16 protein-coding genes are annotated in these 14,305 nt (G+C 33.9%); 7 read left to right on the top strand and 9 right to left on the bottom strand.

All coding sequences use genetic code 11. From position 1 onward, the window contains the following. The first annotated feature begins 126 nt into the window (after positions 1–126). The 3 genes from msrA to R2782_RS00895 all read left to right on the top strand — a co-directional run bounded on the left by msrA (position 127) and on the right by R2782_RS00895 (position 1,856). Positions 127–774, top strand: coding sequence for a peptide-methionine (S)-S-oxide reductase MsrA (gene msrA / locus R2782_RS00905; RefSeq protein ID WP_371266175.1), 648 nt, complete (start codon positions 127–129; stop codon positions 772–774). Between the two features lie 65 nt (positions 775–839). Further along, complete coding sequence (gene folE / locus R2782_RS00900; protein ID WP_371266174.1) at positions 840–1,511, top strand: GTP cyclohydrolase I FolE; 672 nt, start codon at positions 840–842, stop codon at positions 1,509–1,511. Positions 1,512–1,562: 51 nt separating this feature from the next. After that, complete coding sequence (locus R2782_RS00895; protein ID WP_371266173.1) at positions 1,563–1,856, top strand: hypothetical protein; 294 nt, start codon at positions 1,563–1,565, stop codon at positions 1,854–1,856. A 35-nt stretch (positions 1,857–1,891) separates the two neighbouring features. Here R2782_RS00895 and R2782_RS00890 read toward each other — a convergent pair whose 3' ends face one another. The 7 genes from R2782_RS00890 to R2782_RS00860 all read right to left on the bottom strand — a co-directional run bounded on the left by R2782_RS00890 (position 1,892) and on the right by R2782_RS00860 (position 6,912). Then, entirely contained in the window at positions 1,892–2,218 is a 327-nt protein-coding gene (locus R2782_RS00890; RefSeq protein WP_371266172.1) for a DUF6787 family protein, read from the bottom strand. A gap of 31 nt (positions 2,219–2,249) precedes the next feature. Then, the gene (locus R2782_RS00885) at positions 2,250–2,447 is read right to left on the bottom strand and encodes a hypothetical protein (protein ID WP_371266171.1); all 198 of its coding nucleotides are present in this window, start codon (positions 2,445–2,447) and stop codon (positions 2,250–2,252) included. A gap of 9 nt (positions 2,448–2,456) precedes the next feature. After that, positions 2,457–2,891 carry a DUF6146 family protein gene (locus R2782_RS00880; protein WP_371266170.1) on the bottom strand — a complete coding sequence of 145 codons (435 nt, stop codon included), beginning with the start codon at positions 2,889–2,891 and terminating at the stop codon, positions 2,457–2,459. Between the two features lie 102 nt (positions 2,892–2,993). Next, positions 2,994–3,551 (bottom strand): hypothetical protein, encoded by a 558-nt coding sequence (locus tag R2782_RS00875; protein ID WP_371266169.1) that lies wholly within the window; start codon positions 3,549–3,551, stop codon positions 2,994–2,996. A gap of 67 nt (positions 3,552–3,618) precedes the next feature. Then, a complete protein-coding gene (locus tag R2782_RS00870; protein ID WP_371266168.1) occupies positions 3,619–4,578 on the bottom strand; it encodes a D-2-hydroxyacid dehydrogenase in 960 nt (319 codons plus the stop codon). Positions 4,579–4,629: 51 nt separating this feature from the next. Further along, complete coding sequence (serC, locus tag R2782_RS00865; RefSeq protein ID WP_371266167.1) at positions 4,630–5,700, bottom strand: 3-phosphoserine/phosphohydroxythreonine transaminase; 1,071 nt, start codon at positions 5,698–5,700, stop codon at positions 4,630–4,632. Positions 5,701–5,853: 153 nt separating this feature from the next. Continuing rightward, complete coding sequence (locus R2782_RS00860) at positions 5,854–6,912, bottom strand: acyl-CoA reductase (RefSeq protein WP_371266166.1); 1,059 nt, start codon at positions 6,910–6,912, stop codon at positions 5,854–5,856. Positions 6,913–7,061: 149 nt separating this feature from the next. On the opposite strand from R2782_RS00860, the gene R2782_RS00855 reads away from it, so the two are divergent. Next, positions 7,062–7,412, top strand: a complete 351-nt coding sequence (locus tag R2782_RS00855; RefSeq protein ID WP_371266165.1) for a 4Fe-4S dicluster domain-containing protein — start codon at positions 7,062–7,064, stop codon at positions 7,410–7,412. Positions 7,413–7,550: 138 nt separating this feature from the next. Further along, on the top strand, positions 7,551–8,645 hold the full coding sequence (gene ychF, locus R2782_RS00850) for a redox-regulated ATPase YchF (protein ID WP_371266164.1): 1,095 nt from the start codon (positions 7,551–7,553) through the stop codon (positions 8,643–8,645). Positions 8,646–8,731: 86 nt separating this feature from the next. Here the strand turns inward: ychF and R2782_RS00845 are convergent, their stop codons facing one another. Both R2782_RS00845 and R2782_RS00840 read right to left on the bottom strand, forming a co-directional pair. Further along, positions 8,732–8,938 (bottom strand): helix-turn-helix domain-containing protein, encoded by a 207-nt coding sequence (locus tag R2782_RS00845; protein WP_371266163.1) that lies wholly within the window; start codon positions 8,936–8,938, stop codon positions 8,732–8,734. 3 nt (positions 8,939–8,941) lie between these two features. Then, entirely contained in the window at positions 8,942–9,472 is a 531-nt protein-coding gene (locus R2782_RS00840) for a DUF2975 domain-containing protein (RefSeq protein ID WP_371266162.1), read from the bottom strand. A 176-nt stretch (positions 9,473–9,648) separates the two neighbouring features. Here R2782_RS00840 and R2782_RS00835 point away from each other — a divergent pair, with 176 nt between their 5' ends. Next, positions 9,649–11,505 (top strand): DNA topoisomerase IV subunit B, encoded by a 1,857-nt coding sequence (locus tag R2782_RS00835; RefSeq protein WP_371266161.1) that lies wholly within the window; start codon positions 9,649–9,651, stop codon positions 11,503–11,505. An 81-nt stretch (positions 11,506–11,586) separates the two neighbouring features. After that, a complete protein-coding gene (locus tag R2782_RS00830) occupies positions 11,587–14,238 on the top strand; it encodes a DNA gyrase/topoisomerase IV subunit A (RefSeq protein ID WP_371266582.1) in 2,652 nt (883 codons plus the stop codon). The last annotated feature ends 67 nt before the right edge of the window (positions 14,239–14,305 follow it).

Genomic DNA, 14,305 nt, shown 5'->3' with positions numbered 1-14,305 from the left:
AAAGTAACAAAGATTATCATTATTTTAAACAGAATCATTTCTATTATTTATGGTGTAAATAATAAAATTAAGTTAAAGAACTAATATTGTTTAATTTTATTGTATATTTGTTAAACAAAATTAAATATGAAAAATACTATATCCTTTATTTTTGCTTTCTTACTATTTTCTTGTCAATCACAAGAAAGTAAAAATCTTTTCTTAGAAAATAAACAACCTATTAAAATGAACATAGCAAACGGTTTAGAATTAGCCACTTTTGCCGGTGGATGCTTTTGGTGTATAGAGGCAGTTTTTTTAGAAATTGAAGGTGTAAAAAAAGTCGTGTCCGGTTATATTGGCGGCACAACTAAAAATCCAACTTACAGAGAAATCGGGACAGGAATGACAGGTCATGCCGAAGCCATTCAAATTACATTTGATCCCAAGGTAGTTTCCTATGGTGAATTGTTGGAAATTTTCTTTGCCACACATGATCCAACTACACTAAATCGCCAAGGTAATGACGTGGGAACACAATACCGCAGTGAAGTATTTTATTATAATGATGATCAAAAACAATTAACAGAAGCTTATATTAAGTTAATGACTGATGAAAAAACATTTAAAAATCCAATTGTGACAAGAGTTTCCGCAGCTTCCGTTTTTTATGAAGCAGAAGATTATCACCAAAATTATTATAACTTAAACAGAACTCAATCGTATTGCAGTTATGTAATTACGCCCAAAATAGAAAAATTGAAAAAGATTTTTAAAGATAAATTAAAGAATTAATCACCTAAAAGTTTTAACACCGAACAGCTTTACAAAAGCCTTGATGTAATTTAAAAAACGACGCTATGAACAATCAAATTGAAAAAGAAATATTTGAACTTTTGGGAGACGAACATCAGATGACTTCCGCTGAGACACCATTACGACCTGATGCATTTGAAAAGTCTGACAACGAGAAAATGGCCACGATAGAAAAACATTTCCATATTATCATGGAAGAAATGGGATTGGATATGACCGATGACAGTTTACGTGGAACACCACATCGGGTAGCTAAAATGTTTATTCAAGAAATTTTTAGTGGATTAAATCCGGCGAATAAACCCAAAATTTCTGTTTTTGAAAACAGTTATCATTATGACAAAATGTTGGTTGAGGCTAATATTAGTTTTAATTCTACATGTGAACATCATTTTTTACCTATTATTGGAAAAGTACACATTGGTTATGTCTCAAATGGAAAAGTGATTGGTTTGTCTAAATTAAATCGAATTGTAGATTATTTTGCACGTCGTCCGCAAGTACAGGAGCGTATGATTATGCAAATTTTTAACGAACTTAAAACAGTTTTAAATACAGAAGATGTTATTGTAGTGGTCGAAGCAGAACATTTGTGTGTGTCTAGTCGAGGAATTAAAGACAGTTCAAGTTATACTTCGACAATTCAATATGGTGGAATCTTTACAGAAAAAGAAAGCAGAAATGACTTTTTTAACTTAATAAAAAAAGAAAAATAACTTTTGGCATTACTTTTGTCTTTATATAAGTACAATTTAAAAAAGTTTTTAATGACAAAAGAAGTTGAAGTTCAGACAATTAAAGATACAAAAACCAGGGATTTATTATTGAGTATTCTGTTTGATGGTATTGGTATGTTATCGTATTTAGTTCCGTTTTTAGGAACAATATCTGATGTCATTTGGGCACCAATAGCCGGATTACTATTAATGCGAATGTACAAAGGAACTGTTGGAACAGTAGGCGGATTTATAGTTTTTGTTGAAGAATTGCTACCCGGAATTGATTTTATCCCTACTTTTACCATTACCTGGATTTATACTTATCTGATAAAAAAGAAATAAAAATCATAAAAACTGCAATTTAATCCATGCAGTTTTTATTTTTTTGTCAAATTTTTTTCAAACCAATTGGCGATACATCCTAACTTCATACTGCGAAGCATTTTCTTTTCAAAAGTCCAAAAAAATGCAAATTGCCCGAAAAGAAATCCAAATAGAACCAATAAAACTTGATAGATAGGAAAAATGGCAATTAAACGGATCGGCAAATACAACCATCCGAGGTTTTCATTCGTTAAACCAATATAATTCGTAAATGGTTTTGATAAATATGCAGAAACAGAACCGGTTATTGCAAAAACAATAAAAATAATACTAAGTTGAAAGTTAGACTTAACACCCCAACGGGATTTTAATTTTTTCATAAGACAAGAAGAGACATTCAGAAATAAGAAATTAGTTCAGCTTTTCTTTTTTTGATTGTTTGATGGTTTTAATAAGTAACAAAATTAAGGCTAAAGATTTAAAAAGCATTCCTAACAGCAAAAATAAATTAGCATTGGAGTAGTGTGTGATTTTAAAATAAGAACCAATTATCACCAAAATTATTCCTAATAGGAAAGAAATAATGATATAGAAAAATTTTTGCAACATAAAAGTTAATTAAATTCTGGCAGAAAATCCGCCTAATTGTTGTTTATAGGTTTGTTGAAAATAAACTAAATAATTAAAAAGCAAATAATTTACTTCGTATCCATAATCAATCCCACGACGATAATCAATTTGCATTTGATACAAATTAGGATTATACCGCATGGGTTGCAAAACACGATTGTTGTATTCGGCAACCCAAAATTGGTTGCGTGTTTCAAGATAGTTTTGAGAATAATAATTTCTAGGCATGGCTCTACTGGCTAACCAGAAATTAAAACCAGGTTCAATGATGATGATTTCGTATTCCAACTCATCATTTGCAATTCTAACGGTATCTGAAGCCATTGATGCTATTTCGTTTTTGTCTGAAACAGCAGTTGATTTATTACCTGAACAGGCATAAATTAAGTAGCATAATAAGAATACAAAAACTACATTTTTCATATCATAAAAGTACAAAAAATGAATGATTAAGCCATTTAATTAAGTATTTTTAACAAAAAAACCACTCCGCAAGAGTGGTTTCTAAACAATCTTATAAAATCTTTATTTACCGAATAATTTTCCAAGCATTCCACCGATACCTCCCTTTTTTGTAGCTGCTGCAATTGCATCTTGCATATCAACTTTTCCATCATTATTTTGATCTAAGCCAAACTGACCACCATATTTGGTAATCATATCCATTAAATTTGAATTACCTGAACCGCCTGATATTGCATTTACTAAATCACTAACTTCAAATCCTTTGACGTTGGGGTCTTTAGCTCTCCCTATTAATGAACCAAGTATTTGCGGAATCATGTTTGTAGCAACACCATTGGCTGCATTACTGTCTAAGCCGACTTTTTGATTCAAATTGCCGGATACTTGCTCGATTAATTGTTTGACTACCGGATTTGTGGTAGAACCGGCATTATTCCCTTGGAAAAGTCCGGCTAATTGATCTATTTTTCCATCAGTTGCCATTTTTTGTAATCCTGAAAGTAATGAGTTTTCAGTTTCTTTCATGACACTGTCGTTCAATTGATTGGGAACTGCATTGTTATGCACAACAGCTTCATTTCCGAATTGTTGTACTAATTGTGTTAATTGATCTAACATAGTATAGGCTTTTAAAATTTTCTATACGAAGTTAAGCAATTATATAAAAACTTGTATATGAACAGTGTTATTTTTCTGTTTTTAGTAAACTGATAATTTGTTCTGCTAATTCGGTTCCAATTCGGTCTTGTGCTTCTAATGTTGCAGCACCGATATGAGGGGTAAGTGAAATATTAGGATGCATTAATATTTTGATTTCTGGAGTAGGTTCGTTTTCAAAAACATCTAATCCGGCAAATAATACTTTTCCTTCGTCTAAGGCCTCTATTAAAGCAACTTCATCAATAACACCACCACGGGCAGCATTTACAATGCCAACATTGTCTTTCATGATTTCTAATTCTTCTCGACCAATTACATAACCATCTTGAGCAGGAACATGTAAAGTAATAAAATCCGAATGTTTTAATAAATCCTCTATAGGTTCGGTTACAATATCTACATTAATAAATTGACCATTATAGAAATCAACCCGAATAACTGCTTCTCCAACATATTTATCTGAAGCAATTACCTTCATGCCTAGACCAAGAGCCATTTTTGCCACCGCTTGCCCAATCCTTCCAAAGCCAATAATACCTATTGTTTTTCCACGTAATTCAATTCCGTTGGCATATGCTTTTTTTAATCCGTCAAAATTTGTATCCCCCTCCAAAGGCATATTTCTATTGGCATCATATAAAAAACGAACACCGGAAAATAAGTGAGCAAAAACCAATTCTGCAACCGATTCTGATGAAGATGCCGGTGTGTTGATAACATGAATTCCTTTTTCACGAGCATATGCAACATCAATATTATCCATACCAACACCACCACGACCGATGATTTTTAGACTCGGACAATTATCGATGATATCTTTTCTTACTTTAGTTGCACTACGTACTAATAAGACACTTACTTGGTTTGTGTTTATAAAATTGGCCACTTGCTCTTGGGCCACTTTGGTTGTAATTACTTCAAACCCTCCTTTTTCTAGTGCTGTGATTCCACTTGGAGAAATTCCGTCATTGGCTAATACTTTCATAATTTTTGTTTCTGAGTAACTAAGATTCTAAGAACTTGTTTATATTTTTTTCTAACTTTTACTTTCTAATTCCTTCATTACTTCAACTAAAACCTGCACACTTTCTAAAGGCATTGCATTATACATTGAAGCTCTGTATCCTCCAACAGAACGATGACCAGGTAATCCTGAAATTCCGGCATCTTTCCAAAGTTTATCAAAAATAGGAGCGTGGGCTTCATCATTCAATAAGAACGTTGCGTTCATGTTGCTTCTGAATTCAGTAACAGCAGTTCCTTTGAATAATGGATTTCGGTCGATTTCTGAGTACAATAAATTCGCTTTCGTTTCATTTATCTTTTCAATGGCCGCAATTCCGCCTAAATTTTTCAACCATTGTAAGGTTAATAGCGATGCATAAACAGGAAAAACGGCCGGTGTGTTATACATACTTTCCTTGTCGATATGCTGTTTATAATCCAAAATAGAGGGAATGGTTTTTCCTGATTTTCCTAAGATTTCTTCTTTCACTACGACCAAAGTTGTTCCTGCTGGCCCCATATTTTTCTGAGCTCCGGCATAAATTAAATCAAACTTTGAAAAATCTAATGTGCGTGAGAAAATATCAGAACTCATATCACAAACCATAGGTATTGCAAGGTCTGGAAATTCTTTCATTTGTGTCCCAAAAATGGTGTTGTTGGATGTACAATGGAAATAATTCGCATCTGATGGCACAACATAATTTGTTGGAATATGGTTGTAATTTTCAGCTTTTGACGAAGCAACAATTACTGTTTCTCCAAACAGTTTAGCTTCTTTTATGGCAGCATTTGCCCATGTTCCGGTATCTAAATAAGCGGCTTTTCCATTCACTTTCATTAAGTTGAATGGAATCATTAAAAATTCTAAACTTGCTCCTCCGTGAAGAAATAAGGCCTGATAACCTTTTCCTTCCAATCCTAAAAGTTCTAATGCTAACGCTCTTGCTTCATCCATCACGGCAACAAAATCTTTGCTACGGTGTGAAATTTCTAAAATTGATAAACCGGAATCATTAAAATTTAAAATGGCTTGAGCAGATTTTTCAAATACCTCTTGAGGCAGAATACAAGGACCCGCACTGTAATTGTGTTTTTTCATTTTATTCTGAATTTATTTCAGAATCTTTTGTTTCTGAAATAGTAAAATTATTTTTAGAACAGCAAATTTCTGAAATTCGTCATGAAATGTCTGTTTTTTGAGAGTGGTATTTATAATAGATTATTAACAAAAACGTTATAGTTAAAAAGAATTTTATAAAGCACATAAAAATTCCATCGTGTCTACATTATCTGCATAATCCCAAAGTTGTGGTTTTTGAGTTTGTCCAAAAGGAATACTGTTTTGGGTCAATCCATTTGAAACAATGCATTGAATTTGTTCTTCCTCATCCGTAAGTCGTTTTTTTAAATCCACTATCGAATCGTAATATTCGTAAAAAACAGCAGCAATAGGAGAGGAGTAATGTTTATCTTCTTTTATCATTAAAAACCCATTATCCAATAACTGATAATTGCTCATTAAAAAAACAGCTTTATTATAATCATAATTATTAGCATATTTTTCATACTGAATGACTTCTTGATAGTTGTATATTGCCTTGAAAAAGGAATCAAAGTTATATCCTGATGGGACAAATAATTTAGAGACATTTCTGCAACCTAATCCAAAATAGCGGAAAATATCTTCACCTAAATTCATTAAATCGTTTTGTGATTCTTTTCCTGTTAAAATAGCAACAGAATTTCTGTTTTTTCTAATAATTGAGGGTACATTTCTAAAGTAATAGTCAAAGTAACGTGCTGTATTGTTACTTCCGGTAGCAATTACTGCATCAAAATTCTCTAATTTTCCATCTATAAACTGGATTCTTTCTTCTAAACTTTTATCAACTGCAATTAGATAATCAGCCAAAAATTTTATCAAATGCTTATCATTGGATGATGTTTTTACTAAAGCTGTATGGCCTGATAACAAGACAGAAATAAAATCATGAAAACCGACTAACGGAATATTTCCGGCTAAAATTATTCCGATTGTTTTAGGTTGCACTTTTGAAAAATCATAGTTTGAAAGCCATTTTGATAAATTTTCATCAGTCAATGCTTCTGACCATGAATTTACAGCAAAACAAACCTGTTCTTTGGTGAACCAGCCATTGTGCGATTGAGATAAATCCAATAGTTTTTCAAACGAAGTGAAAAAATACTCATTCAAAAGTACAGTTTCTTGAGCTTGAGATTTTAAAGAAGAAAATTGAGCCAAAAATTTACCCAATTCCACAAAAGCTGTAATTTTTGTTTTTTGTAACATTTGATACTTGTTTATAACTTGTTTTGATTGTACTTTTGCACAAAAATAAGAAATTGAAAGTTGGCAATTGCCAATAGTTGAAAGTTTAAAACTAGATTTAAGAGAACAAGTTTAAACTTTTGAACAATTGAACTTTTAAACAGAAAAAAATGGCTATCATTATAACAGACGAATGCATTAACTGCGGAGCTTGCGAACCTGAATGTCCAAATACGGCAATTTATGAAGGAGCAGACGATTGGCGTTACAAAGACGGAACTAAATTAAGTGGTAAAGTGATTTTGCCTGATGGTACAGAAATTGACGCTGATGCGGCACAAACACCAATTTCAGACGATATTTATTATATTGTTCCCGGAAAGTGTACCGAATGCAAAGGTTTTCACGAAGAACCCCAATGTGCTGCGGTTTGTCCGGTAGATTGTTGTGTACCGGACGATAATCATGTGGAAAGTGAAGAAACACTATTAAATAGGCAAGCTTTTTTGCATAATGAATAATAAAACTCCTCTTGAATAGAGGAGTTTTTTGTATTAAAAAAATACTATTCAATTTTAAACTTTATATTTGCACCCAATTTTTTAATTTAATAACGGTTGCTAGTCAGTAACTAATTCTAGAAACCGAAAATCTATACTATGAAAGCAGGAATTGTAGGATTACCCAATGTTGGTAAATCGACGCTATTTAATTGTTTGTCAAATGCAAAAGCTCAAAGTGCAAACTTTCCGTTCTGTACCATCGAGCCTAATATTGGAGTGGTTAACGTTCCTGATCCGCGAATTGCCCGTTTGGAAGAATTGGTCAAGCCGGAACGGGTTCAAATGGCAACCGTTGATATTGTTGACATTGCCGGATTGGTAAAAGGAGCTAGTAAAGGAGAAGGTTTGGGAAATCAATTTTTAGGAAACATCAGAGAATGTAACGCTATTATTCATGTGTTGCGATGTTTTGATAATGACAACATTGTGCACGTTGATGGTAGCGTAAATCCCATTCGAGACAAAGAAACTATCGACATTGAACTACAGTTAAAAGACTTAGAAACGGTAGAAAAAAGACTAGAAAAAGTAAATCGTGCAGCCAAAACCGGTAATAAAGAAGCTCAAGTTGAACAATCGTTGTTAAACCGAATTAAGGAAGCCTTATTACAAGCAAAATCTGCTCGCACAGTAATTCCTCAAAACCAAGACGAAGAAGAATTATTCGAAAGTTTTCAGTTAATTACTTCTAAACCTGTTTTATATGTATGTAATGTTGACGAGGCTTCTGCAGTAAACGGAAACAAATATGTTGACCAAGTTCGCGAATTAGTAAAAGATGAACAAGCAGAAGTGATTGTACTTTCTGTAGGAGCAGAAGCGGATATTACCGAATTGGAAAGCTACGAGGAGCGTCAACTATTTTTGAATGATATGGGATTATCAGAACCCGGATCAGCAGTTTTGATACGAGCTGCTTACAAGTTGTTAAAACAACAAACATATTTTACGGCTGGAGTAAAAGAAGTTCGGGCTTGGACTATTCCGATTGGGGCAACTGCCCCACAAGCTGCAGGTGTGATTCATACAGATTTTGAACGAGGTTTTATTCGTGCAGAAGTAATTGCTTACAATGATTATGTGAATTACGGCTCAGAAGCTAAAGTAAAAGAAGCAGGAAAATTGCGTGTGGAAGGAAAAGAATACATTGTTAAAGATGGTGATGTAATGCATTTTAGATTTAATGTTTAATCATAAAAAATATCATTTTTTAAAATTCAAAAAACCGTCTTGTTCTACGAGACGGTTTTTTGCTATTTACTAATTTTTTTAACTTTTTAATTTTCTCTAAACTCCAAAATATCTCCGGGTTGGCATTCCAAAACTTCACATATAGCTTCTAGCGTACTGAATCGTATGGCTTTCGCTTTTCCGGTTTTTAATATTGATAAATTAGCTAGGGTTAAACCCACTTTTTCAGAAAGTTCATTCAACGACATTTTTCGTTTTGCCATCATTACATCTAAGTTTACAATAATCGCCATAATCTAAACTGTTAAATCGTTTTCATCCTGAATTTCGGTTCCTCTTTGCATAATTACAGCAATTATGTAAATTAAACCCGCAAAAAATAAAATTTCATTTACGTTCCAATCAAAGTTTATTTCTTGTATTCGTTTGCTTACCCAATGAACATTAGCGTTCATAACTGCTCCAAAAATTCCTGTTACAAAAACCCAACAACTAATTTCAAAAACAAATTTTGTAGTTTCAGTTGTGAAAGGTTGTTCAAACTTTAAAACAGTAAACAATTTCACTACTTTATAAGCGATAAACGTTTTAAAGCCATTCATTAAAATAAATGAAATCATTACAATATGATATTGAACAATATCTTTTGTAAATAATAGTCTTAAATCAATTGGCTTATACAATTTAAAGGTTTCAGTTTCGGCTATGAATAAACTCGCAAAATAACTACAAAGTAAGATTCCTGTTTCTACACACAAGCCGATAAATACTATCCAGAAAAGTACATTCATGATAGTTAAAATAGTTTTAGAAGGTTTTGTATTCATTTTTAATAAGCTTTAAAATTTATTCAAAAATATAAAATATTTATTGATAAACAATAAAATTTTATTTTTTTATTCAAAACAACATTTGTTAACGATAATTGTCGATAACTTACAGTTAGAGTGCTTTTATTTTAGGCTCATTTCCTATACATTAGCAAAAAATCCTTTTTTTAGCAATGTCAGAACAAAATCAATATACCGAAGACAATATCCGTTCACTCGATTGGAAAGAACATATTCGTATGCGTCCCGGAATGTATATTGGAAAGTTAGGTGATGGTTCTTCACCAGATGATGGTATTTACATATTACTCAAAGAAGTACTCGATAACTGTATTGACGAATTTGTTATGGGGGCCGGTAAAACCATTGAAGTTACTATCAAAGACAAATTGGTTACCGTGCGTGATTACGGACGTGGTATTCCATTAGGAAAGGTTGTGGATGTGGTTTCGAAAATGAATACGGGAGGAAAATACGATTCCAAAGCATTTAAAAAGTCGGTGGGTTTAAATGGAGTAGGTACCAAAGCTGTTAATGCTTTGTCTAATTACTTTCGAGTAGAATCAGTACGTGATAATCAACAAAAAGCTGCCGAATTTTCTGCCGGTAATCTTACTGTGGAAGAAGAAGTTCAAGATTCCACGAAACGAAGAGGAACAAAAGTTAGTTTTGTAGCAGATGACACTATTTTTAAAAATTATAAATACCGTAACGAGTATGTCATTAAAATGCTCAAAAATTATTGTTATCTCAATACGGGACTAACAATTTATTACAACGGTGAAAAATATTACTCCGATTATGGCTTAAAAGATTTATTGGAAGAAAACATTCATGAAGAAGACATGGTGTACCCGATTATACATCTTTCAGGTGATGATATAGAGATTGCTATTACACATAGTAAATCGCAATATTCCGAAGAATATCATTCGTTCGTAAATGGTCAAAATACAACGCAAGGAGGAACACACTTAAATGCTTTCAGAGAATCGGTTGTAAAAACAATTCGTGATTTTTATAACAAAGGTTTTGAAGCTTCAGATATCAGAAAATCAATTGTTTCTGCTGTTTCAGTTAAAGTAGAAGAACCGGTATTTGAATCGCAAACCAAAACCAAATTAGGTTCTACGGATATTGGTCCGAATGGCCCAACGGTGCGAACTTTCATCAACGATTTTATATCCACCAAACTCGATAATTATTTGCACAAAAACCCCGAAGTAGCCGAGGCTTTGTTGAAGAAGATATTGCAAGCCGAGCGGGAACGTAAAGAACTTTCGGGTATTCGGAAATTAGCCAAAGAAAGAGCCAAAAAAGCGAGTTTACACAATAAAAAATTACGCGATTGCCGCGTTCATTTAACCGATGCTAAAAATCCCAGAAGTTTAGAGAGTACACTATTTATTACTGAGGGAGATTCGGCTTCGGGTTCCATTACCAAGTCGCGTGATGTCAATACACAAGCCGTTTTCAGTTTGCGTGGAAAGCCTCTCAATTCCTACGGAATGACCAAAAAAATTGTGTATGAAAACGAAGAATTTAACCTTTTGCAAGCCGCTTTAGATATCGAAGAAGATTATGACAATTTACGTTACAACAACATTGTAATAGCTACAGACGCCGATGTGGATGGTATGCATATTCGGTTGTTGTTAATAACGTTCTTCCTACAATTCTTTCCGGAATTAATCAAGGAAGGGCATTTGTATATCTTGCAAACACCATTATTCAGAGTACGTAATAAAAAGGAAACCATTTACTGTTACAGTGAAGAAGAACGAGTGAATGCTATTGAAAAACTAAAACCCAAACCGGAAATCACCCGATTCAAAGGATTGGGGGAAATATCACCCGATGAGTTCAAGCATTTTATTGGAGAAAACATTCGTTTAGATCCGGTTATGTTAGACAAAGCCACTTCAATCGAAACCTTACTGGAGTTTTATATGGGTAAAAATACCCCGGATAGACAAGATTTTATCATCAACAATTTGAAGGTGGAGTTGGATGTGGTTGAAAAAAACTAAATAATACTATTTTCATTAAGTTAATCATCAATGATAAACGAAGACGAAGAAAACAACATCCCTAACGAAGACAATGAAGACATGAGTAATGCCTCACCACAAGAGGGATTTGAAGATGTTCGTATGTCAGCGGGAAAAAATTTTTACGAAAATAACGAAAAGTCTGAAGATACCATTACCAAAGTTACAGGAATGTACAAGGATTGGTTTCTCGATTACGCTTCCTATGTAATTTTGGAACGTGCCGTTCCGGCTATTGAAGACGGTTTTAAACCCGTACAACGCCGTATCATGCACTCCATGAAAGAATTGGACGATGGACGTTACAACAAAGTAGCCAATATCGTAGGACATACCATGCAGTACCATCCACACGGAGATGCAAGTATTGGCGATGCGATGGTGCAAATCGGTCAAAAGGATTTGTTGATTGATATGCAAGGAAACTGGGGTAATATCCTAACCGGTGATGGAGCCGCTGCATCTCGTTACATTGAGGCTCGTTTATCAAAATTAGCTCAAGACATCTTATTTTCTCCTAAAATTACAGAATGGGGATTGTCGTATGATGGTCGTCGTGCTGAGCCTATCAATCTTCCAGTGAAGTTTCCATTGCTGTTGGCACAAGGTGCTGAAGGAATTGCTGTTGGTTTATCCACGAAAGTATTACCACACAATTTCAACGAATTGATTGATTGTTCGATTAAGGTTTTGAAAAATAAACCGTTTACCTTGTATCCTGATTTCCCAACGGCAGGAATTGCTGATGTTTCCAATTACAACGATGGAATGAGAGGCGGTCGTGTGCGAGTGCGTGCCAAGATTTCGCAACTGGACAAACAAACGTTGGTGATTACACAAATCCCGTTTTCTACCAATACCGGTACGTTGATTGACAGCATTCTAAAAGCCAATGAAAAAGGGAAGATAAAAATCAAAAAAATTGAAGACAATACGGCAGCAGAGGTTGAAATTCTAATTCATCTTCCACCTGGCGTTTCTCCGGATAAAACAATTGATGCCTTGTATGCCTTTACTGCCTGCGAAACTTCGGTGGCTCCATTAGGGTGTGTGATTGAAAATCATAAACCTTTGTTCATAGGGGTTTCCGATATGTTGAGAATTTCGACTCATCGTACGGTTGAATTGCTCAAACGTGAATTGGAAATTCAGTTGGATGAACTCGAAAACAAATGGCATTTTTCAACATTAGAAAAAATATTCATTCGGGAAGAAATGTACATTGATTTCAAATTGTACAGCGATAGGGAATCATTATATGCTTATATGTACGATCGTTTTGAGCCGTTTAAAAAACAATTGATGCGGGAAATTAACGATGATGATTTACAGAAGTTAACGCAAATACCAATGATTCGAATCACACGTTTCGACTCGGATAAAGCTGATGATGCAATAGCCAAATTGGAAGCTGAAATGGAACAAGTGAAGCATCATTTAGCCAACATCATTGACTACACGATTGATTTCTTTACGAAACTTAAAGAAAAGTACGGAAAGGGCAGAGAACGCCAAACCGAACTTCGTAGTTTTGATACGATTGAAGCCACCAAAGTGGTTTTGCGAAATACCAAATTATATGTCAATAAAGAAGAAGGTTTTATTGGGACCGGACTCAAAAAAGACGAATATGTGGCCGATTGTTCCGATATTGATGATGTAATTGTTTTTTTACGCGATGGTAAAATGATGGTGACAAAAGTGGATGATAAAAAATTTATAGGTAAAGACATTATTCACATAGCCATTTTTGATAAAAATGATAAACGTACCATCTACAATATGATGTATCGCGATGGCAAAAATGGTACTACTTTTATCAAACGATTTAATGTTTCAGGGGTTACGAGAGACAAATTCTATGATTTAACTCAAGAAAAACCAGGTTCTATGGTTTCTTACTTCTCGGCAAATCCAAATGGTGAAGCAGAAGTGGTAACGATTTTGTTACGTCAAGTTGGAAGTGTAAAAAAATTGAAATGGGATGTTGATTTTGCAGATATTGCCATCAAAGGACGTGCATCACGCGGAAATACGGTTACCAAATACCCAATTAAAAAAATTGAATTAAAAGAAAAAGGAATTTCCACATTGCGTCCCAGAAAAGTGTGGTTTGATGATACTGTTCAACGCTTGAATGTGGATGGTAGGGGTGAATTGCTAGGAGAATTTCGTCCGAATGACCGCTTGTTGATTGTCAACCAATCCGGAAAATTGAAAACAATTATTCCTGAATTAACCACCCATTTTGACGAAGACATGGTGGTCTTGGAAAAATGGAACCCTAAGAAGCCAATTTCCGCTATTTATTTTGATGGAGATAAAGAACGTTATTACGTAAAACGATTTTTGGTGGAGAATGAGAACAAAGAAGAGATTTTCATTTCCGAACACGAAAAGTCACAATTGGAGATTGTTTCTACCGATTGGCGTCCGGTTGCCGAAGTTATTTTTACCAAAGTAAAAGGCGTTCAAAAAGACAATCAAATTGTCGATTTGGAACAATTTATTTCGGTAAAAGGAATTAAAGCTCTTGGAAATCAATTAACAACTGATAAAGTAAAACAAATCAATTTGTTAGAACCGCTCCCTTTTGAAGAACCGGAAGAAGAAGCTCCGGAAGAAATGGAAGTTTCAGGAGAAGATAATGTTTCTGATGATATTCAAACGGAGTTGGATGATGATGGACAGATAACGTTGAGTTTGGAGTAGTTTTTTTATATAAAATATAATAATTAGGTTCTCACAAAAAAAGTAGTTTTTGTTGAGAACCTCTTTT

Source organism: Flavobacterium sp., assembly GCF_041392085.1.
Lineage (GTDB): Bacteria > Bacteroidota > Bacteroidia > Flavobacteriales > Flavobacteriaceae > Flavobacterium.
This window is presented reverse-complemented; position numbering and strand designations above follow the sequence as displayed.

What these genes read in the sequence shown, in the direction of transcription:
- msrA (WP_371266175.1), top strand. Translation starts at nt 127, where the DNA reads ATGAAAAATACTATATCCTTTATTTTTGCTTTCTTACTATTTTCTTGT.
- folE (WP_371266174.1), top strand. Translation starts at nt 840, where the DNA reads ATGAACAATCAAATTGAAAAAGAAATATTTGAACTTTTGGGAGACGAA.
- R2782_RS00895 (WP_371266173.1), top strand. Translation starts at nt 1,563, where the DNA reads ATGACAAAAGAAGTTGAAGTTCAGACAATTAAAGATACAAAAACCAGG.
- R2782_RS00890 (WP_371266172.1), bottom strand. Translation starts at nt 2,218, where the DNA reads ATGAAAAAATTAAAATCCCGTTGGGGTGTTAAGTCTAACTTTCAACTT.
- R2782_RS00885 (WP_371266171.1), bottom strand. Translation starts at nt 2,447, where the DNA reads ATGTTGCAAAAATTTTTCTATATCATTATTTCTTTCCTATTAGGAATA.
- R2782_RS00880 (WP_371266170.1), bottom strand. Translation starts at nt 2,891, where the DNA reads ATGAAAAATGTAGTTTTTGTATTCTTATTATGCTACTTAATTTATGCC.
- R2782_RS00875 (WP_371266169.1), bottom strand. Translation starts at nt 3,551, where the DNA reads ATGTTAGATCAATTAACACAATTAGTACAACAATTCGGAAATGAAGCT.
- R2782_RS00870 (WP_371266168.1), bottom strand. Translation starts at nt 4,578, where the DNA reads ATGAAAGTATTAGCCAATGACGGAATTTCTCCAAGTGGAATCACAGCA.
- serC (WP_371266167.1), bottom strand. Translation starts at nt 5,700, where the DNA reads ATGAAAAAACACAATTACAGTGCGGGTCCTTGTATTCTGCCTCAAGAG.
- R2782_RS00860 (WP_371266166.1), bottom strand. Translation starts at nt 6,912, where the DNA reads ATGTTACAAAAAACAAAAATTACAGCTTTTGTGGAATTGGGTAAATTT.
- R2782_RS00855 (WP_371266165.1), top strand. Translation starts at nt 7,062, where the DNA reads ATGGCTATCATTATAACAGACGAATGCATTAACTGCGGAGCTTGCGAA.
- ychF (WP_371266164.1), top strand. Translation starts at nt 7,551, where the DNA reads ATGAAAGCAGGAATTGTAGGATTACCCAATGTTGGTAAATCGACGCTA.
- R2782_RS00845 (WP_371266163.1), bottom strand. Translation starts at nt 8,938, where the DNA reads ATGGCGATTATTGTAAACTTAGATGTAATGATGGCAAAACGAAAAATG.
- R2782_RS00840 (WP_371266162.1), bottom strand. Translation starts at nt 9,472, where the DNA reads ATGAATACAAAACCTTCTAAAACTATTTTAACTATCATGAATGTACTT.
- R2782_RS00835 (WP_371266161.1), top strand. Translation starts at nt 9,649, where the DNA reads ATGTCAGAACAAAATCAATATACCGAAGACAATATCCGTTCACTCGAT.
- R2782_RS00830 (WP_371266582.1), top strand. Translation starts at nt 11,587, where the DNA reads ATGAGTAATGCCTCACCACAAGAGGGATTTGAAGATGTTCGTATGTCA.